17 protein-coding genes are annotated in these 20298 nt (G+C 32.7%); all 17 read left to right on the top strand.

The genetic code is table 11. The features are described 5' to 3' along the window. Positions 1-3: 3 nt before the first annotated feature. The 17 genes from CN946_RS14070 (at position 4) to mraY (ending at position 20109) form a co-directional block, all read left to right on the top strand. Positions 4-951: an ABC transporter permease gene (locus CN946_RS14070; protein WP_097975431.1), complete on the top strand. Its 948-nt coding sequence runs from the start codon at positions 4-6 to the stop codon at positions 949-951. A 703-nt stretch (positions 952-1654) separates the two neighbouring features. Beyond that, the gene (yfmF, locus tag CN946_RS14065) at positions 1655-2926 is read left to right on the top strand and encodes an EF-P 5-aminopentanol modification-associated protein YfmF (protein ID WP_483295398.1); all 1272 of its coding nucleotides are present in this window, start codon (positions 1655-1657) and stop codon (positions 2924-2926) included. Then, entirely contained in the window at positions 2926-4209 is a 1284-nt protein-coding gene (gene yfmH / locus CN946_RS14060) for an EF-P 5-aminopentanol modification-associated protein YfmH (protein ID WP_098861755.1), read from the top strand. The genes yfmF and yfmH overlap by 1 nt, the downstream gene beginning before the upstream one ends. Positions 4210-4388: 179 nt before the next feature. After that, positions 4389-5117, top strand: a complete 729-nt coding sequence (gene ymfI, locus CN946_RS14055; RefSeq protein WP_098861753.1) for an elongation factor P 5-aminopentanone reductase — start codon at positions 4389-4391, stop codon at positions 5115-5117. A 112-nt stretch (positions 5118-5229) separates the two neighbouring features. After that, the gene (locus CN946_RS14050; RefSeq protein WP_097975425.1) at positions 5230-6021 is read left to right on the top strand and encodes a DUF3388 domain-containing protein; all 792 of its coding nucleotides are present in this window, start codon (positions 5230-5232) and stop codon (positions 6019-6021) included. Positions 6022-6041: 20 nt separating this feature from the next. Then, complete coding sequence (locus CN946_RS14045; RefSeq protein ID WP_098861751.1) at positions 6042-6935, top strand: helix-turn-helix domain-containing protein; 894 nt, start codon at positions 6042-6044, stop codon at positions 6933-6935. A 71-nt stretch (positions 6936-7006) separates the two neighbouring features. Beyond that, positions 7007-7585: a CDP-diacylglycerol--glycerol-3-phosphate 3-phosphatidyltransferase gene (gene pgsA, locus CN946_RS14040; RefSeq protein WP_098861749.1), complete on the top strand. Its 579-nt coding sequence runs from the start codon at positions 7007-7009 to the stop codon at positions 7583-7585. A gap of 23 nt (positions 7586-7608) precedes the next feature. Next, positions 7609-8868 carry a competence/damage-inducible protein A gene (locus CN946_RS14035; protein WP_098861747.1) on the top strand — a complete coding sequence of 420 codons (1260 nt, stop codon included), beginning with the start codon at positions 7609-7611 and terminating at the stop codon, positions 8866-8868. A gap of 249 nt (positions 8869-9117) precedes the next feature. Beyond that, on the top strand, positions 9118-10161 hold the full coding sequence (gene recA, locus CN946_RS14030) for a recombinase RecA (protein WP_098861746.1): 1044 nt from the start codon (positions 9118-9120) through the stop codon (positions 10159-10161). Positions 10162-10829: 668 nt separating this feature from the next. After that, positions 10830-12401, top strand: a complete 1572-nt coding sequence (gene rny, locus CN946_RS14025) for a ribonuclease Y (RefSeq protein ID WP_098861745.1) — start codon at positions 10830-10832, stop codon at positions 12399-12401. A gap of 214 nt (positions 12402-12615) precedes the next feature. Beyond that, the gene (locus CN946_RS14020) at positions 12616-13407 is read left to right on the top strand and encodes a TIGR00282 family metallophosphoesterase (protein WP_098426942.1); all 792 of its coding nucleotides are present in this window, start codon (positions 12616-12618) and stop codon (positions 13405-13407) included. A gap of 126 nt (positions 13408-13533) precedes the next feature. Beyond that, positions 13534-13794, top strand: coding sequence for a stage V sporulation protein SpoVS (gene spoVS / locus CN946_RS14015; RefSeq protein ID WP_088041153.1), 261 nt, complete (start codon positions 13534-13536; stop codon positions 13792-13794). A 240-nt stretch (positions 13795-14034) separates the two neighbouring features. After that, positions 14035-14961 (top strand): dipeptidase, encoded by a 927-nt coding sequence (locus tag CN946_RS14010; RefSeq protein ID WP_098861744.1) that lies wholly within the window; start codon positions 14035-14037, stop codon positions 14959-14961. Positions 14962-15191: 230 nt separating this feature from the next. After that, on the top strand, positions 15192-16949 hold the full coding sequence (locus tag CN946_RS14005; protein WP_098861742.1) for a 2-oxoacid:acceptor oxidoreductase subunit alpha: 1758 nt from the start codon (positions 15192-15194) through the stop codon (positions 16947-16949). Next, a complete protein-coding gene (locus CN946_RS14000) occupies positions 16936-17802 on the top strand; it encodes a 2-oxoacid:ferredoxin oxidoreductase subunit beta (RefSeq protein WP_098861740.1) in 867 nt (288 codons plus the stop codon). Before CN946_RS14005 ends, CN946_RS14000 begins: the two co-directional genes overlap by 14 nt. A gap of 130 nt (positions 17803-17932) precedes the next feature. Continuing rightward, the gene (locus CN946_RS13995; RefSeq protein WP_098861739.1) at positions 17933-18478 is read left to right on the top strand and encodes a GNAT family N-acetyltransferase; all 546 of its coding nucleotides are present in this window, start codon (positions 17933-17935) and stop codon (positions 18476-18478) included. Positions 18479-19158: 680 nt separating this feature from the next. Next, entirely contained in the window at positions 19159-20109 is a 951-nt protein-coding gene (mraY, locus tag CN946_RS13990; protein ID WP_098861737.1) for a phospho-N-acetylmuramoyl-pentapeptide-transferase, read from the top strand. The last annotated feature ends 189 nt before the right edge of the window (positions 20110-20298 follow it).

Here is a 20298-nt window from a genome sequence, read left to right as displayed (position 1 = left end):
GGCATGGATTTAATTATACAAATTTTCCCATATGCAATTGCCTATACGATTCCATTATTAATCGTAGCATTAGGTGGTTTATTTTCTGAGCGAAGCGGTGTCGTAAATATTGGTTTAGAAGGTTTAATGGTTGTTGGTGGTTTTGCTAGTGCCTTAACAATTTCAAAACTTCAAGAAACTCATCAAGGTGAAGTTTGGGTAATCTGGGTAGGAATTCTTGTTGCAGTTCTTACAGGTGCTTTATTTTCTTTACTACATGCGTTTGCAAGTATAAATTTACACGCAGATCAAGTAATTAGTGGTATCGCAATTAATATGATTGCAGGTGCTTTAACAATCTTCTTAGCAAGAAATATTACTGGATCAGGAAATATCAGTATTAACGGTATTACACGTACTGATATCCCAGTCTTAAAGAACATTCCAATTCTCGGAGATTTATTCTTTAAAAACACTTATTCTACAACATGGTTAGTAATCGGTATTCTAATCATTAGTACATTTATACTTTATAAAACTCGTTTAGGCTTACGTCTACGTGCATGTGGTGAATACCCTCAAGCAGCTGATGCAGCAGGTATTAACGTATACCGTATCCGTTACCTTGGCGTTATTATTTCTGGTGCATTCTCTGGACTAGGTGGAGCAATTATTTTAGTAACATACTCTGGCGAATTTACGGGTAGTGTTGCAGGTCTTGGTTTCTTAGCAATTGCTGCATTAATTTTTGGACAGTGGAAACCACTTGGAATTTTAGCAGCGACATTATTCTTTGGTGTAGCTACAACAATTGCCAATGTATCGCAAGTTATTCCAAGTTTAGCTCATATCCCACCATTAGCATTAAAGTTATTCCCATACGTAGTAACTTTAATCGCATTAGTAATTTTCTCAAAATCATCTCAAGCACCAAAATCAGTTGGTGTTGCATATGAAAAAGGTAAACGATAAATAATTGTTTAAGAAGCTTCCTATTTAATTAGGAAGCTTTTTTCATTTGCTGAAAAAACATTGATTCAACTAATTACGAATATTATCTTGTTAAGTAAGATTGCTTTGGTCGATCATCTCTCAACTATACCAAGAAATTAAATTATAATTCGTGTTTTGATCGATTTTACGTAGAAGAAGAATATCCTCAAGACATTCAAATAACTTCAGTTTGATTTCTATTGAATTCGTTAACCTCATGTCACCTGAGTTATTTGAGGATAAAATCACATCGGAAAAGAAGACTTAATCGTTTTAAAAGTATAAAAGAAAAGACAATGTTTAAAAAGTGTATTGGTTATAAGATTTTACAGTTATATTTTGGTAGTGATTGGAACGTAAGGTGCGAGACTCCTGTGGGAAAAGAGGGAAGGGTGAGACCCCGCAGGCGAGCCGAGGAGGCTCACCTCTCTCCCCACGGAAAGGGAGTATCCTGGAGAGGAAATCAACGAAGTACTTATTTTATAAGAACAGATAACGGAATTAAATGGCTTTTTCGACAGCTCTAGACGATTTTAAAATAAGAAGCTTCTTTTTATTTGAATTAATTATTTTGGGTAAACTAAGCAGTAGGTTTTATTTTTGGTAAAATTAGAGATACAATGAAGATATTGGAAATAAATATGAGTAAATAGTATTTGACTAAGGAGGGTTCAATTTGAATTTGTTACAGTACAAAAATAGTGATATAAACGGTATTAAACTACATGTGGTAACAACTGAAAAATTTAAAACAAATTCGATTACGTTAAAAGTACGTGGAAAACTTGAAGAAGATACAGTATCCTATCGCGGAATTTTACCTTATGTATTGCAAAGTGGAACAAAAGATCTTCCTACCAATGGTGAAATTCGAAGAAAATTAGAAGAATTATATGGGGCGACCTTCTTTGTAGACGTATCAAAAAAAGGTGATTATCATGTTATGTCATTTACAATTGACATTGCAAATGAAAAATACCTTTCAAATCAAGGTTCATTATTAAATGAAGCGCTCTTGCTTATTGCTTCAATTTGGCAAAATCCATTTTTAGAAAATGGTGTTTTTTCAGCTAAGCATGTTGAAACTCAAAAAAGAACACAAGTACAACGAATTCAATCAATTAATGATGATAAATTAAAATATGCAAATCAACGACTAGTGGAAGAAATGTTTAAGGATGAACCTTATGCGTTACTTGCAAATGGAAAAACAGAAGATGTCAATTCAATTACAGCTGAGTCACTTTATAAGTACTATGAAAAAGCTTTGCAACAAGATTTAATTGATCTTTATATAGTTGGAGATGTTGCATTTGACCAATGTAAACAATTAGTTGAAGAGAATTTTAGAAACACAACTAGTAGAAAATTAACAGTTGAGACAACAAAAGCAACACCAGTCGATTCTCCTAATGAAGTAATTGAAGAGCAAAAACTAAATCAGGCAAAACTACACATCGGTTATACTACTGGGATCTCGATTAAAGATCCAGATTACTTTGCACTTCAAGTATTTAATGGACTTTTTGGTGGATTCTCTCATTCAAAATTATTTATCAATGTACGAGAAAAAAATAGCTTAGCATACTATGCTGCTTCTCGTTTTGAAAGTCATAAATCAATTTTAATGGTCATGTCTGGTATAGCAAGTGAAAATTATGAAAAAGCAACAACAATTATTGCTGAACAACTTGAAGAGATGAAAAAGGGGAATTTCACTGAAGAGGAAATTGATCAAACAAAATTAGTGATTAAAAACAGTCTATTAGAAAGTATGGACACTGCTTATGGAATCATTGAAACATTATTCAATGACCAATCTGCAGGAAATGAACGTCCGATCGAGGACTGGTTCCCTGAAATCGAAAAAGTTACTAAAGATGAAATTGTAACTGTAGCTAATAAAATTAATCTTCACACAACTTATTTCTTAAAAGGTCAGGAGGGAGCATAATGGAAAAAAAGTATTTTGAACAATTAAATGAAACGCTTTATTTCGAGGAGCTTGAAAACGGATTAAAAGTCTATATTCTTCCTAAACAAGGCTACAACAAAACATATGCGACCTATACAACTAAATACGGTTCGATTGATTCTGAATTTATTCCATTAGGAAAAGATGAAAAATTAGTTGTACCAGATGGGATTGCTCATTTTTTAGAGCACAAATTGTTTGAAAAGAAAGATGGGGACGTATTCCAGGTTTTTAGTAAACAAGGCGCCTCTTCTAATGCGTTTACAAGTTTTACCCGAACTGCTTATTTATTTTCAGCAACGAATAATGTAGAACAAAATTTAATGACTTTAATTGATTTTGTTCAAGAACCCTATTTTTCTGATCAAAGTGTTGAAAAAGAAAAAGGGATCATTGGTCAAGAAATTAAAATGTACGAAGATAACCCTGATTGGAGACAATATTTTGGGATGATTGCAAATTTATATGGTAAACATCCTGTTAGAACTGATATTGCTGGTACGGTTGAATCAATTTCAAAAATTACAAAAGAATTACTTTATACTTGTTACGAAACTTTTTATCACCCAAGTAATATGTTGTTTTTTGTTGTAGGTCCAGTAGACCCTGATAAAACAATGAATTTAATTAGAGACAACCAAAGCAAAAAAACGTTCAAAGATGCAAATGAAATAAAGAGATTTTTCCCTGAAGAAAATCCTGAATCTGCAGAAAAGAAAAAAGTGTTACATATGAATGTCCAATCATCGAAAGTGCTGGTTGGCGTGAAAGATTTTTCTGCACCTAAAGGTGGAAGCGAATTATTAAAGCATGAATTATCAATTTCAGTATTACTTGATTATTTATTTGGTAAAGGCTCAAATACCTATCAACAAATGTATGAAGATGGTTTAATCGATGATACGTTCTCATATGATTACTCTGCAGAAAATGGTTTTGCTTTTGCGATCATCGGAGGGGATTCCACTTCACCTGAAAAACTTTCTGAAAAAATAAAAGAAGTGCTATTAGACTCAAAAAATCATCAGTGGGAAAAAGAAATTGTCGATCGCGTAATTAAAAAGAAAATTGGCGGATTCCTACGCTCATTAAATTCTCCTGAATATATCGCTAACCAATTTACGCGATATGCGTTCTTAGATATGCATTTATTTGACATCGTATCTGTGTTACAATCTATTTCTGTAGAGGATCTAAAAGAAAGTGCTAGTCATCTAATAAATGAAGACTATATGAGTGAATTTTTTGTTCTTCCTCATTGAGTGAATTAAAAGCATCCTTATGGATGCTTTTTGAAATTTAAAAAATTAAGGATTTATAAAGAATCTAAGTGTACTATTTATTAATAAAAATTTTTAAGAGAGCCTCCTCGCTTGCCTTTATATTTCTTAATACTCTTTAAACCTGCATTAAAACCTCGAAAAAATGGAGATTATAATAAATGAGAAAAAGAATTCTAGTAATTGGAGCTAGTGGTGACATTGGCTTTGCAATTTCGAAAAAGTTAATCAATGAAAAATATGATTTAGTTGTCCATTATAATAGTAATAAAGAACCACTTAGTGAACTGATTGAATTGGCTAATAAGATTGAAGTAAATTGCCAATTCGTTCAAGCGGACTTATCAGTTGAAAATGGAGTTGAAATTTTAACATCACAAATAAATGATAAAATTGATTCAATTGTGTATGCATCGGGTTTTTCAATCATTGGTTTGATTAACGATGTAAGTGATGAAGAAATCGATCGAATGACTCAATTACATATAAAAAGTTTGATGAAAGTAGTCAATCATTTTCTTCCTAATATGGTGGCTAAAAAATCTGGTAGCATCGTCGTTATTTCGTCCATATGGGGACAAATTGGTGCTTCATGTGAAGTATTATATTCAACTACTAAAGGTGCTCAAAACGCCTATGTAATGGCATTAGCTAAAGAATTAGGGCCAAGTGGAATAAAAGTAAATGCTGTTGCTCCGGGTGCCGTTAAAACGAATATGTTAAAATCCTTTAGTGAAGAAGATTTAAAAGAAATTGCAAATGAAATTCCAATGAATCGTTTAGCTCTTCCAAGTGAAATTGCGAATACTGTAAATTACCTAATTTCCGAACAATCTTCTTATATAACTGGCCAAATTCTTGGAGTAAACGGGGGTTGGCATACTTCATAGTAAAAATTCCCGTCGAAAGTTATTTATTTCACATATTTTACCTTTTATATTATGGCGAAATCGTTTATTATTAAATGTAGAGTTAAGTAGTTAACAAATAGGGGGTATAGGTATGGAGTTAATCGAATGGTATTTTGAGTATGAAATACATAAGAATCGCCCTGGACTACTTGGAGATATTGCATCGCTAATCGGTATGCTAGGGATTAATATTTTAACAATCAATGGTGTCGACACAATGAAACGCGGCATGTTACTTGGTTGCGATAACGATGATCAAATTACTAGATTTGAATCAATTTTAAATACTATGGACAATATAACAATAATTAAACTTAGAAAGCCAACTCTAAGAGATCGTTTAGCTGTAAGACATGGTACTTATATTCAACGAGACGTAGATGATAAAAAGACTTTTCGTTTTGTCCGCGATGATTTAGGAATGCTTGTTGATTTTATGGCAGAGTTATTTAAAATGCCAGGCCATAAGCTAATCGGAATTAGAGGGATGCCTCGTGTTGGTAAAACTGAATCAGTTGTAGCAGCAAGTGTATGTGCAAATAAACGTTGGTTATTTGTTTCATCAACATTAATTAAACAAACATTAAGAAGTCAATTAATAGAAGATGAATATAATTCAGATAATGTATTTATTATTGATGGCATTCTTTCTCATAGAAGAGCAAATGAGCAACATTGGCAATTGGTTCGCGAAATTATGGCAATGTCTTCTGTGAAAGTAGTAGAGCATCCTGATGTATTTGTACAGCAAACTGAATACTCTTTAGAAGATTTTGATTACATAATTGAATTAAGAAATGATGAAAATGAAGAAATTAAATATGAACTTGTAGACCAAATGGATAAAAATGGACACAACTCGTTCTCAATGTTTGATTTTTAAAGTTAGTTGGGGTGTAACTTGTGACAGAATTAGGAAAATATTTACGAGAAGCAAGAGAAGCGAAAGGCTTATCAATTGACGATGTACAAGAGTTAACGAAGATTCAGAAACGTTATCTTGAAGCAATTGAAGAAGGTAATTATGAAATATTGCCAGGGCAATTTTACGTTCGTGCATTTATTAGACAATATGCAGAAACAATTGGTGTTGACGTTTCTGGATTTCTAACTGAAAAGCCAGTATTAGAGGAATCAACTGTGGCAAATACAGTAGAAGAAGTAAAGCATGAAGAGATTCCTAGTAGAGCATCGAAGCTTAAAGAACCATTAAACAATGTTAAGACATCACGTATAATGGATTATTTACCAAGGATACTAGTAGCGGTTCTTATCATTGGAATCTGCATCGCTATTTATATGATGTTCCCATCAAAAAATGATGAAAAATCTGCGGATACGAATCAATCTCAATCTAACTCTAATTCTGAAATTGAAAAACCAAAAAATAATGCGCTAGATCAGGCAAAAGCTAATAATACGAAAAAAACAGAGAAACCGAAAATTGATGTGACTGAGCAAACACCAGCGCAAAAAATTACTGTTGACTCTGCAGCGGGTAAACGAACTACTATTTCTTTATCTGGTACGGATGTATTTAAATTAGAAGTAGTTGCAAATGGTGAAAGTTATGTGGATTTAAAAAATGCTGATGGAAAAATGTTCTATTCAGGAATTTTAAAACACGGACAAACTCAAAACTACGACTTAACAGCAGAAAATGAAGTAACTGTAAATATTGGTGCTTCTAATAATGTTGAGCTACGAATTAATGATGAGGTATTTAAATATCCAGTTAGTCCAACAAATGCTGTTCACCAAAAGATTACGATTAAAAATTTAAAAATGAATCAATAGTCATCTTTAAGATGGCTTTTATTCATTTATTATAAATGCTTCATTTTTAGAAAGTTTTGGAGGGTTTTACCATGAATTTACCAAATAAGATCACAGTGTCAAGGGTTTGTCTAATTCCATTATTTATGATTGCCGTTTTAATCGATTTTGGATGGGGAAAAGTTACATTAATGGGTGATTCAATACCAGTTAATCATTTAGTAGGAGCTGCAATTTTTATTATTGCCTCAGTTACTGATTTTATAGATGGTTATTACGCAAGGAAATATAATCTAGTTACTAATTTTGGAAAGTTTTTAGATCCACTTGCTGATAAATTACTTGTTTCTTCAGCATTAATTATCTTAACTGATTTTCATTATGTTCCTGCGTGGATTACGATTGTCATAATAAGTAGAGAGTTTGCTGTCACCGGTTTACGAATGATTTTAGCTGGCTCTGGAGAAGTACATGCTGCTGCAATGCTAGGTAAAATTAAAACTTGGGCTCAAATCGTTGCGATTTCTGCATATTTCTTACATGACTTCCCATTAAATTTCTTACCATTTTCGATTGCGGATGTATCACTTTGGGTCGCATTATTCTTTACAGTATATTCTGGTTGGGATTATTTTTATAAAAATAGAGATGTTCTTCTTAAATCTATGTAATTAATAATATAGGGGGAAATGATATGAAGCGTGCTGAAATCATCGCAGTAGGTACTGAGCTACTTTTAGGCCAAATTGCAAATACAAATGCTCAATTTTTAGCTAAACATTTATCTGCATTAGGATATCACCATCATTTCCAAACAGTTGTAGGAGACAATTCCGAACGACTTAAAAGTGCATTAGAAATTGCTTCATCAAGAAGTGATTTAGTCATCTTAACTGGTGGACTTGGACCAACAAAGGATGATTTAACGAAAGAAGTTGTCGCAGAATTTGTTAAAGAGTCACTTATTTACCATGATCAATCACTAGAGTATATTGAACAATATTTTATTAAAGTAAATCGACCAATGACTGAAAATAATAAAAAACAAGCATTAGTCATTAATAATGCACATGTTTTATTGAATAAAAACGGTATGGCACCTGGAATGGTTTATGAAGCGAAAGATAAACAATTTGTATTATTACCAGGACCACCTAAAGAAATGATTCCGATGGTTGAGAAAGAACTAATTCCTTATTTTTTAAAAGGAACGGAAGCAAGTACGATTATTTCGAAAGAGCTTAAGTTTTTTGGCATAGGGGAATCGATTTTAGAAACTGAAATTCTTGATTTACTTGAAAATCAATCAAATCCAACAATTGCTCCTTTAGCAAGTGAGGGAGAAGTAATGCTTCGAGTTACTGCAAGTGCTAGTAATCAACAAGAGGCAGAAAAACTAATTGGACAAGCTGAAGAAAAAATACGTGAGCGTGTTGGGCAGTTTATATATGGTACAAATAATGAAAACTTATTTACAGTTTTATCAAGTAAGCTAAAAGATTTTAAGCTGACTATTTCTGCTGCTGAAAGTTTAACTGGAGGTCTATTCAGTAAAAGAGTGACAGATATTCCTGGTAACTCGTCCATTTTTAAAGGTAGTGTTGTTTGTTATTCTAATGAAATGAAACAAAAACTTTTAAATGTGCCATCAGACATTCTTAATAAGAATGGTGCAGTAAGTGCAGAGTGTGCAAAATCACTAGTTGAAAATATTCAAAGATTAACAGGAAGTAATATTTCAATTAGTTTTACTGGTGAAGCAGGACCATCTACATTAGAAGATGTGCCGGTAGGAAAAGTATTTATCGGTATAAAAATTGGTGATTCTGATTCTATTGTAAAAGAGTTCCAATTCAGTGGGACTAGAGAACAAATAAGATTATCAAGTGTCAAAAATGGCGCGAACTTGTTGATTAAATTAATTAATTCAAGTTTTGAAAGTCAAGACTTATAAAATGAAATAGAATATTTTATAATATAAAAGCTCGGTTAATTTAGCCGAGTTTTTTAATTTTATAGTTTCGATATTAATAAAAATCTAGTTTTATAGACCGAAAAATACGAAACAAGCGTTTCTATTCTTTGAAAATTAAGTTTAAATACGAAAAATATCGAATAAACGTTCTATTTTTTTGTTGGCAAACGAACAAAAAACAGTTATTATATAGTTAAGAGATAAATGAATCCTTAAGGAGGAATCTAAATGAGTGATCGTCAAGCTGCATTAGATATGGCTTTAAAACAAATAGAAAAACAATTCGGTAAAGGTTCAATTATGAAACTTGGAGAACAAACAGACCGCCAAATTTCAACTATTTCTAGTGGATCGTTAGCACTAGATGTAGCATTAGGTGTAGGTGGATATCCAAGAGGCCGAATTATCGAAGTATATGGTCCTGAAAGTTCAGGTAAAACAACTGTAGCATTACATGCAATCGCTGAAGTTCAAGCAAATGGAGGACAAGCGGCGTTTATAGATGCTGAGCATGCATTAGATCCGGTTTATGCTCAAAAATTAGGTGTAAACATAGATGAGTTATTATTATCTCAACCAGATACAGGTGAACAAGCACTTGAAATCGCTGAAGCATTAGTGCGTAGTGGTGCAATTGATATTATCGTAATTGACTCAGTAGCTGCATTAGTTCCAAAAGCTGAAATTGAAGGTGATATGGGTGATGCTCACGTCGGTCTACAAGCTCGATTAATGTCTCAAGCATTACGTAAACTTTCAGGTGCAATTAACAAGTCAAAAACGATCGCATTTTTCATTAACCAAATTCGTGAAAAAGTTGGGGTTATGTTTGGTAATCCTGAAACGACTCCAGGTGGACGTGCGTTAAAATTCTATTCAACAATTCGTTTAGAAGTACGTCGTGCTGAACAATTAAAACAAGGTAATGATATTGTAGGTAACAAAACAAAGATTAAAGTAGTTAAAAATAAAGTAGCACCACCATTTAGACAAGCAGAAGTAGACATTATGTATGGAGAAGGTATTTCTAAAGAAGGAGAAATTCTTGATATTGGATCTGATTTAGATATCGTTCTTAAGAGTGGAGCATGGTATTCTTACAATGAAGAACGTCTTGGACAAGGTCGTGAGAATGCTAAGCAATTCTTAAAAGAAAATAAAGAAATACGTGATACGATAAAACAATCGATTCGTCTTCACCATGGTTTAGATAATCCTGTTACTGTAACTGAAACAGATGACGAAGAACAATTCTCTTTATTAAATGAGTAATCATTAGTTAGTTTAAAGCAACAAAAAATGCGGGCGCTTATTAAAAGTGCCTGCATTTTTTTATATTTATAATTTCATATTTCTTTGATTTTCTAAATAGCAGTAATAATTGATATTCAAATGGTTTTAAATGTAATATAGAAAAAAATTCACGAATATGAAAGAGTTGATTCAAATGGAAGGATTAAAGACTCCTATAAAAAATGCGAATTGAGACCCTAGAGGAACGACCATGAAGAGGCAATTCAAGTCACTCTTGGTAATTAGGTGTCCTGCATTGGTATCTCTCATAATTTTATTATCAGGAATTATCAAAAAACAGCCAATTTCTACTTTTTTTATATTTATAAGTAGTACTTTTTAAATGAAAAATTCTATTAATTTGCTTACTAATCAGATCTTAATAAAAAAATTAATGAATAAAATTTAGATTTTCATGTATGAAATCTAGTAAAAATGTAATAAATATTGATAAATCAAGTAAGTAAGCGATTTACAAGGCTTGACATCATTTGGTAAGAGATTTAATATTTAAGTGTATATTCTAAAAAAATATTACTATTTTGTTAAAAATTGAATTGAAGTGTGCTGTATGTTGATGCAATTATTTATACAATATAACAGCCGACAAAAATGAAACTAACTAAATAGCAAGAGGAGGTGAAATCATGGGTGCAAATACTATAATTTTGATCATCTTCGCATTGCTTGCCACATTCGGAGTCGGTTATGCTGTCGGATTTTTTGTCCGTAAGTCCATTGCAGAAGCTAAAATAAATGGCGCAACTAATCATGCAAATCAAATTATTGAAGATGCAAAACGTGATTCAGAAACAATTAAAAAAGAAGCTTTATTGGAAGCAAAGGACGAAATTTTCAATATTCGTACAGATGCAGAGAACGAAATTCGTGACCGTCGTAGTGAACTACAAAAGTCAGAAAATCGTTTAATGCAAAAAGAAGAGAACTTAGATCGTAAAGATGATGGACTTTCAAAACGTGAGTCTGTTCTTGAAAGAAAAGAGGAATCTCTTGTTTTAAAACAACAGCAGATAGAAGAAATGGAAAGCAAGATAGAAGCATTAATTGCTGCTCAACAAGAAGAGTTAGAGAGAATTTCTAGCTTAAATCGTGAAGAAGCAAGACAATTAATACTTACTAAAGTCGAAAATGAATTATCCCATGAAACAGCAATACTAGTAAAAGAAACAGAAGCTCGAGCAAAAGAAGAAGCAGATAAGAAAGCAAAAGATATTTTATCATTAGCAATCCAGCGATGTGCTGCAGATCATGTTGCTGAAACAACTGTTTCAGTTGTAAATCTTCCAAATGATGAAATGAAAGGTCGTATTATTGGCCGTGAAGGACGAAATATACGTACTTTAGAAACGTTAACTGGTATAGATTTAATTATTGATGATACGCCTGAAGCTGTAATATTATCAGGTTTTGATCCAATTCGTCGTGAAACTGCACGAATTGCACTAGATAAATTAGTACAAGATGGTCGAATCCATCCTGCACGAATTGAAGAAATGGTTGAAAAATCAAGACGAGAAGTAGATGAGTACATACGTGAAGTCGGTGAACAAACTACTTTTGAAGTTGGTGTTCATGGAATTCACCCTGACTTAATTAAAATATTAGGTCGTCTGAAATTTAGAACTAGTTATGGTCAAAATGTGTTAAAGCATTCGATGGAAGTAGCGAACCTAGCTGGTCTTATGGCTGCTGAACTTGGTGAGGATACAAAACTTGCAAAACGTGCAGGTTTACTTCACGATATTGGTAAAGCAATTGACCATGAGGTTGAAGGAAGTCACGTTGAAATCGGTGTCGAATTAGCAACGAAATATAAAGAACATCCAGTAGTTATTAATAGTATTGCATCTCATCATGGAGATGCTGCGCCAACTTCAATTATTGCGGTTCTTGTAGCTGCTGCAGATGCATTATCTGCTGCTAGACCAGGAGCACGTAGCGAAACATTAGAAAACTATATCCGTCGTTTAGAAAAGCTTGAAGAGATTTCTGAATCATACGAAGGTGTAGAAAAATCATTCGCTATTCAAGCAGGTCGTGAAGTACGCATTATGGTAAAACCAGATACAATTGATGATCTACAAGCTCATAGATTAGCGAGAGATATTAGAAAACGTATTGAAGATGAACTGGATTATCCAGGTCATATAAAAGTTACGGTTATTCGAGAAACTCGAGCTGTCGAGTATGCAAAATAAAGTGGTATATGCCACTTTATTTTCTTTTTTGTAACAAAATAAAGTATTTTAAAAAATAGCTCCAACTAATACATATCTGAAATGAATCTTAGTTGAATGGCATAGATGAAAGATTCAGATTGTGCTAGTAATGGGGCTTTTCGTATTTTTGGGTAATCTAAAAGTAAAATCAGTGCTGTGTATTTACAGTGGCAAGTTGGAAGGATGTAACGAAATGAGAATAATGTTTATAGGCGATGTAGTTGGTTCAAATGGAAGGGCAATGGTAAAGGCTAATATTCAAGCTTTAAAAAGGAAATATAATCCTTCAGTAACGATCATAAATGGTGAAAATGCAGCACATGGTAAAGGAATAACGGAAAAAATCTACCGCGAATTTTTAGAATTAGGTGCTCAAGCAGTAACACTAGGTAACCATGCATGGGATAAAAAGGATATTTTTGAGTTTATTGATCAAGCAAAATACTTAGTTAGACCAGCTAATTTCCCTGAAGGTACACCTGGTAATGGATTAGTATTTTTGAATTTTAATGATGTTGAAATAGCCGTTATAAATCTACAAGGTAGAACATTTTTACCACCACTTGATTGTCCTTTTAAAAAAGCTGATGAGCTAATAAAAATCGCTAAAAAACGAACAAACATCATTTTTGTTGATTTTCATGCTGAAGCAACAAGTGAAAAAATTGCTATGGGCTGGTATTTGGATGGAAGAGTGACAGCGGTTGTTGGTACACATACTCATGTTCAAACGGCTGATGAGCGAGTTTTACCTGCTGGTACAGCGTTTATTACGGATGTAGGAATGACTGGTCCATATGATGGGATTCTAGGCGTTACGAGAGAAGCTGTTATTAAAAAATTCCTAACGAACTTACCAGTGAGATTCGAAGTAGATGAAGGTAGAGGTCAGTTAAGTGGTGTGATCATCGAATTAGACAAACAATCTGGGCTAGCAAAATCAATAAAAAGAATACAAATAAATGATGATCATCAAGAGCTATAATATCAATTAAAAGAATTGTGAAAATTTTTAAAAAACTTTTAAATATTTGCAGGAATAACTTCTTGTTATCGAGAATAGTTTTTATTGTACACAATAATAGCTTTGTAAGTACAAGGAGGATCAGGAATGGAAATATTAAAAGTTTCAGCAAAGTCAAACCCTAATTCTGTAGCAGGAGCACTTGCAGGTGTATTGAGAGAGCGTGGAACAGCAGAAATTCAAGCAATTGGTGCTGGCGCGTTAAACCAAGCTGTAAAAGCAGTTGCAATTGCAAGAGGATTCGTTGCACCAAGTGGTGTAGACCTTATTTGTATCCCTGCATTTACAGATATTCAAATCGATGGGGAAGAGCGTACAGCGATAAAATTAATCGTAGAGCCTCGTTAATAACAACAACCTGTTAGCCTAAAGCGACAGGTTGTTTTATTTTTAATTCAAGAAAGATTAAGTAGTAGCGTGTAAGATTACGCAAATTTGTAATGAAAAAGTGGAGCTTAAGACTTTAGCTCCGACTTAAAGCTCGTCAGTCGACGAGTTTTTTTTGCGTATAATTATTACTTTTATTATTGGATTTATTAATATGTTACACTAGTTTCAATAGTCAAAAAAATGGAAGGGTGTTAATTTATGAAAGTTTTTGATGCTCATTGTGATGTATTGATGAAATTACTTGATAAGCCATCGATCAATTTTGAAAATGATGATTCACTACAAGTTTCAGTTAATCGATTAAAACAAGGGAATAGTAAAATACAATGTTATGCAATTTATATTCCCGAAAGTGTACATAAACTAATCAAATTTGATGCAGCTCTTCAGTGTGTCACACTTTTTTATGAAAAAGTAGCTACAGAAAATAATAATATAAAAGTTATTCGAACAAAAGAAGATGAAGTTGGATTAAAAAGTCACGAAATGGGTGCTATTTTGACGCTAGAGGGCTGTGATGCACTTTTAGGTGATATTAATCGCCTAAAGATATTACATCGTCTAGGCGTACGTAGTGTCGGTCTAGTATGGAATTATGCAAATGAAGCTGCAGATGGAATTCTTGAAGAAAGAAATGGGGGTTTAACTAATTTTGGAAGAAGTGTAGTTCATTACTTAAATGAGCATAATATGTGGTGTGATCTTTCTCATTGTACTGAAGCGGCGTTTTGGGATGCATTTGAACAAGCAAAGTATCCAACTGCGACTCATTCAAATGCTAAAGCAATTTGTAAACATCCAAGAAATTTAAATGATGAACAGCTAAAGGCTATGTTTAATAGAGGAGCAATTGTAGGAATTAATTTCTATCCTACTTTTTTAGTCGATGAAGGTGAAGCTAATATTTCAGATATTCTTAAACATATCGATTATATGTGCTCTCTAGGTGGAGAAAAATTTATTGCGATGGGATCAGATTTTGATGGAATTGATACACATCCAACAAATTTACATCACGTAGGACTTTATCAAAATTTAACAAATGAATTGCTTAAACACTATACAGAACAACAGGTTAAAGGCTTTATGTATGAGAATTATTCATCTTATATACATTACAAATAACACGTTACTTGTTCAGAATAATAAAAATATAAAAATTAAAGGAATAATTTCTTTCAAAATCATTGATTTTTTTGATTAATAGGTCTAGAATTGAAAGCGAATTAACTCATATCAAAAGATATGTTTTAAATCGCTTTCATTCTTTTATAATAAAATGAATGATATGCAAAAAAATTATCCATTTATAATTTAATTTATTACGAATGAGGGCATTCAAAGGGGTGTAGGAAATGATTGAACAACTTTCGTGGAAAGTTGGAGGACAACAGGGTGAAGGTATCGAAAGTACAGGTGAGATTTTTGCAATTGCGTTAAACCGTTTAGGTTACTATTTATACGGATATCGTCATTTCTCTTCTCGTATTAAAGGTGGTCACACTAATAACAAAATTCGTGTAAGTACAACTGAAGTTCGTGCAATTTCAGATGACTTAGATATTTTAGTAGCATTTGACCAAGAAACAATCGATGTAAACTTTTATGAATTACGCAAAGGCGGTATCGTAATCGCTGATGCTAAATTTAATCCGACAATTCCAGATTCAACTGACGTAACACTTTATTCAATTCCATTTACAGAATTAGCTACTGAACTAGGTACTTCATTAATGAAAAACATGGTTGCAGTTGGAGCTTCAAGTGCAATTTTAGGTCTATCAATTGAAGTTTTCAGAGAAGTTGTAGATGAAATTTTTGGTAAAAAAGGTCAACAAATTGTTGAGAAAAACATAGAAGCAATCGCACGTGGAGCAGAAGAAATGAGAGAAATGCTTGGCGTGAATGTAAATAAAATGCAATTATCAGAAGCTGATGGTAAAAAACGTATGTTCCTAATCGGTAACGATGCAATCGCAATGGGTGCATTAGCTGGTGGTTCTCGTTTTATGGCAGCGTATCCAATTACGCCAGCATCTGAAATTATGGAATACTTAATCAAAAAATTACCTCAGTATGGTGGAGCAGTTATTCAAACTGAAGACGAAATTGCTGCATGTACAATGGCAATCGGTGCTAACTATGCTGGTGTTCGTACATTAACATCATCTGCAGGTCCTGGTCTTTCATTAATGATGGAAGCAATCGGTCTTTCTGGTATGACTGAGGTTCCTTTAGTAATCGTTGATACTCAACGTGGTGGTCCAAGTACTGGTCTTCCAACTAAACAAGAGCAATCAGACTTAATGGCTATGATCTACGGAACTCACGGTGAAATTCCGAAAGTAGTAATCGCTCCAAGTACAGTAGAAGAAGGATTCTACGATATGGTGGAAGCGTTTAACGTAGCTGAAGAATTCCAAGTACCTGTAATCGTAATTACTGACTTACAACTTTCTTTAGGTAAACAAACTGTTGAGCCACTTCAATTTGACAAAGTACAAATTCGCCGTGGTAAGTTTGATTACAAACAAGAATTACCTGCATCTGAAAACAAAGAGTACTTCAAACGTTATGAAGTGACTGAAGATGGCGTTTCTCCTCGTGTAGTACCAGGTATGAAAGGTGGAATTCACCACGTAACTGGTGTTGAGCATGATGAAATGGGTAAACCATCAGAATCACCAATTAACCGTAATCAACAAATGGATAAACGTATGCGCAAGTTAAATAACCTAAAATTCCCTAACCCAGTGTTAGTGAACTCTAAACACGACGATGCTGATGTATTACTAGTTGGTTTCAACTCAACTCGTGGTGCGATTGAAGAAGCAATGATTCGTTTAGAGCAAGATGGTATCAAAGTTAACCATGCTCATATCCGTCTAATTCACCCATTCCCAACAAACGAATTAATGCCTGAGCTTAAAAAAGCTAAACGTGTAATCGTTGTTGAAAATAATGCTACTGGTCAATTAGCAAGCATTATTAAAATGAATTGTGGTCATGCAGAAAAGATTTCAAGCTTACTAAAATATGATGGAAATCCTTTCTTACCAAAAGAAATTTACAATACTTGCAAGGAAGGAGTTGTTCTAAATGGCAACATTTAAAGAATTTCGTAATAATATTAAACCAAACTGGTGCCCAGGATGTGGAGACTTCTCTGTACAAGCATCTATTCAACGTGCAGCAGCAAATGTTGGTTTAGAACCTGATAACCTTGCAGTAATTTCTGGTATTGGATGTTCTGGTCGTATTTCTGGATATATTAACTCTTACGGTTTACATGGTATCCATGGTCGTTCACTTCCAATTGCACAAGGTGTAAAAATGGCTAACCGTGATCTAACTGTTATCGCTTCTGGTGGTGACGGTGATGGATTCGCTATCGGTTTAGGTCATACAATCCATGCAATTCGTCGTAACATCGACATTACGTATATCGTAATGGACAACCAAATCTATGGTCTTACAAAAGGTCAAACATCACCTCGTAGTGATGTAGGATTCAAAACAAAGAGTACGCCACAAGGTTCTGTTGAATCTGCACTTTCAGTAATGGAAATGGCATTAACAGCTGGTGGAACATTCGTAGCTCAAAGTTTCTCAAGTGATTTAAAAGAATTAACTTCATTAATTGAGCAAGGTATTAACCACAAAGGTTTCTCTTTAATTAACGTATTCAGCCCATGTGTAACTTACAATAAAGTAAACACATATGACTGGTTTAAAGAAAATCTTGTTAAACTTTCTGATATTGAAGGATATGATCCATCAAACAAAGAAATGGCTATGCAAACATTAATGCAAAATAAAGGTTTAGTAACTGGTCTTATCTACCAAAACAAAGAGCAAAAATCATACCAACAATTAATTTCTGGATACAGTGAAGAACCATTAGTTGAATCAGAACTACAATTAGAAAAAGCACAATTCGAAAAATTAGTTGCTGAATTCATGTAATAAAAGAAAAACTCCTCATTTTTGAGGAGTTTTTTTTATTTTATATCTTAAATATAGACAAGCATGACAATATATTATGAAGGATACTGCCATTTAATGTTGAAGTAGTTTGTAGTTAGGAGGGTTTTTGATGATGAATATTAAAATAAGAAGACCAAGAATAGAGGACATGAAAGAGTTAAATCAATTTTTTAAAATAGTAATTACTGACACTTTTGCAAAAGAAGGTATTAGCAATCAGGTGGAAAGCATGAATGAAGAAATTGAAACAAAAGGAAACTATTTAGAAAATGATTTTGAAAGTAATGGAGAGGAACGATTTTTTTTGATTGCTCTAGATAATGAAAAAATTATTGGTTCGATTGAATATGGACCAGCTAGTGATCTTATTTTAAATTGTACAAACCATGCATTAAAAGGGCTGCCTGAGGTCGGTACTGTATTTGTGCATCCGGACTATCAAAAAAATGGAATTGGAAATTTATTATTAAAGAATATGTACGTTACTTTACAGAAAAAAGGGATAGAAGAATTTTGTTTAGATAGTGGCTATTGTAATGCCCAAAGAATCTGGAATAAGAAATTTGGAGTACCTGATTATTTATTAAAGGACTATTGGGAAAAGGGATATGATCATATGATTTGGAAAATTAAAGTCAGCGATATATTAATATAGCAATATTAAGGGGATAAGAAGTGGTTTTCTTATTTTAAAACGCTCTGTACTATGGCGGAATAAGAAGTGGGAGGTATTTCAACTTCTGTATTCATTTGTAGTTGATTTAATTGAGCTTTTTAAAAGAAAATTAGCATATTTTTATTCGATTTAGTAAGTTTTTAGAGATTATTTGTTTATTTTTTAAGTTAAAAGCATCTACTATGTACAATTATTAGGTCGTAATACCTTAAGGGGTATAGGTAATTTTAAATTTTATTAGCAGTTCTACTAGATTTAATTGTAGATTTGTTAATTTTATTTGCGATTCCGTATTTTTAATTGCAGTTTTGTCAATTTTATTTGCGATTTTCAGGTTTTATTTGCATACCACTGTTTATTAGCCAAAACTCATCATTTATTTTTACAGAAGAACCCTTTATTTGTGATTCCAAAACTCTTAATTGGAGCCTAGACATTGTTTATCACTTCTCTTTATAAATCTACAATTTTACCAATATTTAAAGATTCTCTAAGAATATTTCCCCTAATAAAATGGAGGGTTTCAATTTTGGACACCCTCTTTTTTAATTACAAAAGTAACACTTAAAACAATTCTTAAATTAAAAAATAGGCAAATAAAGGAAATCGCTTGATATTATCGAATTTCTTAATTAAAAATAATTGAAAGGAGAAAAATTTTGTTATCCTCACTCGTACCTGCTTTAATTACTTTTATTTTGGTAAGTATTCTTTCACCCTTTTTAATTGCGACGTTAAGAAGATTGAAGTTGACTCAACCTATAAGAGCGGAATTACCAGCTGATCACCATAATAAAAAGGGAACTCCTTTAATGCTGGGAAGTATATTTTTGATAGGTATTTTAGTAGCTTTCGTTAATTATTCAAGTCCACTTATGCTTTTTTTAGTTGGAACTTTTATTTTATTCAGTGTTGTTGGTTTTCTTGATGACTTTTGGAAAGCATCAAAACAGGATCCAGGAGGAATATCAGCTAAAACAAAACTAGTTTTTCAATTTTCATTTACTATTTTTTTACTTATTGTATTAATTAATTTATTTGAAGTAGACACAACCTTTCGGATTACGGATTCTATAAGTATCTTTTTACCATTATGGGTTTATTTGGCCCTAATCACTTTGTTTATTGTAGGATCAGCTAATGCTATTAATTTTACTGATGGGATGGATGGACTGCTTGGTATGGTATCAATCCCTACCTTCTTTTTCTTCTTTCTGATTTCAGATCATATTGAAGTGAAAATTTTTAGTCTCATAATGATCGCTAGTTTAGCTGGTTTTTTAATTTATAACTTATATCCAGCAAAGGCTTTTATGGGCGACACAGGTTCAATGGCAATTGGAGGTTCTTTATCTTTTTTAGCGATTATTGAAAAAGTAGAAATCTTGATTCCAATGTTGTTTTTTATTTATTTAGCTGAACAGTTTTCCGTTATTTTTCAAGTTTTCTACTTTAAAAGAACAAGAAAAAGATTATTTCTAATGGCCCCTATACATTTTCATTATGGAATTAAATATGGTTGGTCAGAAAATGTCATTGTCATGAATTTTACGATTGTTTCCTGGACAGGTTGTTTCTTGAGCTACTTATATTTTTATTTTTTTATGTAACTTATGAACACACAGTTATCATACTGAGAATTATTAATTTAAGAGGATCCTTCGATGGATTCTCTTTTTATGTTGAAAAGGTGCCTTTTTAGACTTCGAGGGGGATCGGGTCACGGTACAAGAGTGAGGATCATATATTCTTCTATTAATAATTAAAGCGCTTTATTATTTAAAGAATTGTTTTCTTAA

The organism is Bacillus sp. AFS053548 (assembly GCF_002575105.1).
GTDB lineage: Bacteria > Bacillota > Bacilli > Bacillales > Bacillaceae_G > Gottfriedia.
Note: the sequence above shows the minus strand (reverse complement) of the source record. Positions and strands in the feature narration are given on the sequence as shown.

Coding starts and splice junctions, on each gene's coding strand:
- CN946_RS14070 (WP_097975431.1), top strand. CDS start 4: ATGGATTTAATTATACAAATTTTCCCATATGCAATTGCCTATACGATT.
- yfmH (WP_098861755.1), top strand. CDS start 2,926: ATGGAAAAAAAGTATTTTGAACAATTAAATGAAACGCTTTATTTCGAG.
- ymfI (WP_098861753.1), top strand. CDS start 4,389: ATGAGAAAAAGAATTCTAGTAATTGGAGCTAGTGGTGACATTGGCTTT.
- CN946_RS14050 (WP_097975425.1), top strand. CDS start 5,230: ATGGAGTTAATCGAATGGTATTTTGAGTATGAAATACATAAGAATCGC.
- pgsA (WP_098861749.1), top strand. CDS start 7,007: ATGAATTTACCAAATAAGATCACAGTGTCAAGGGTTTGTCTAATTCCA.
- CN946_RS14035 (WP_098861747.1), top strand. CDS start 7,609: ATGAAGCGTGCTGAAATCATCGCAGTAGGTACTGAGCTACTTTTAGGC.
- recA (WP_098861746.1), top strand. CDS start 9,118: ATGAGTGATCGTCAAGCTGCATTAGATATGGCTTTAAAACAAATAGAA.
- rny (WP_098861745.1), top strand. CDS start 10,830: ATGGGTGCAAATACTATAATTTTGATCATCTTCGCATTGCTTGCCACA.
- CN946_RS14020 (WP_098426942.1), top strand. CDS start 12,616: ATGAGAATAATGTTTATAGGCGATGTAGTTGGTTCAAATGGAAGGGCA.
- spoVS (WP_088041153.1), top strand. CDS start 13,534: ATGGAAATATTAAAAGTTTCAGCAAAGTCAAACCCTAATTCTGTAGCA.
- CN946_RS14010 (WP_098861744.1), top strand. CDS start 14,035: ATGAAAGTTTTTGATGCTCATTGTGATGTATTGATGAAATTACTTGAT.
- CN946_RS14005 (WP_098861742.1), top strand. CDS start 15,192: ATGATTGAACAACTTTCGTGGAAAGTTGGAGGACAACAGGGTGAAGGT.
- CN946_RS14000 (WP_098861740.1), top strand. CDS start 16,936: ATGGCAACATTTAAAGAATTTCGTAATAATATTAAACCAAACTGGTGC.
- CN946_RS13995 (WP_098861739.1), top strand. CDS start 17,933: ATGATGAATATTAAAATAAGAAGACCAAGAATAGAGGACATGAAAGAG.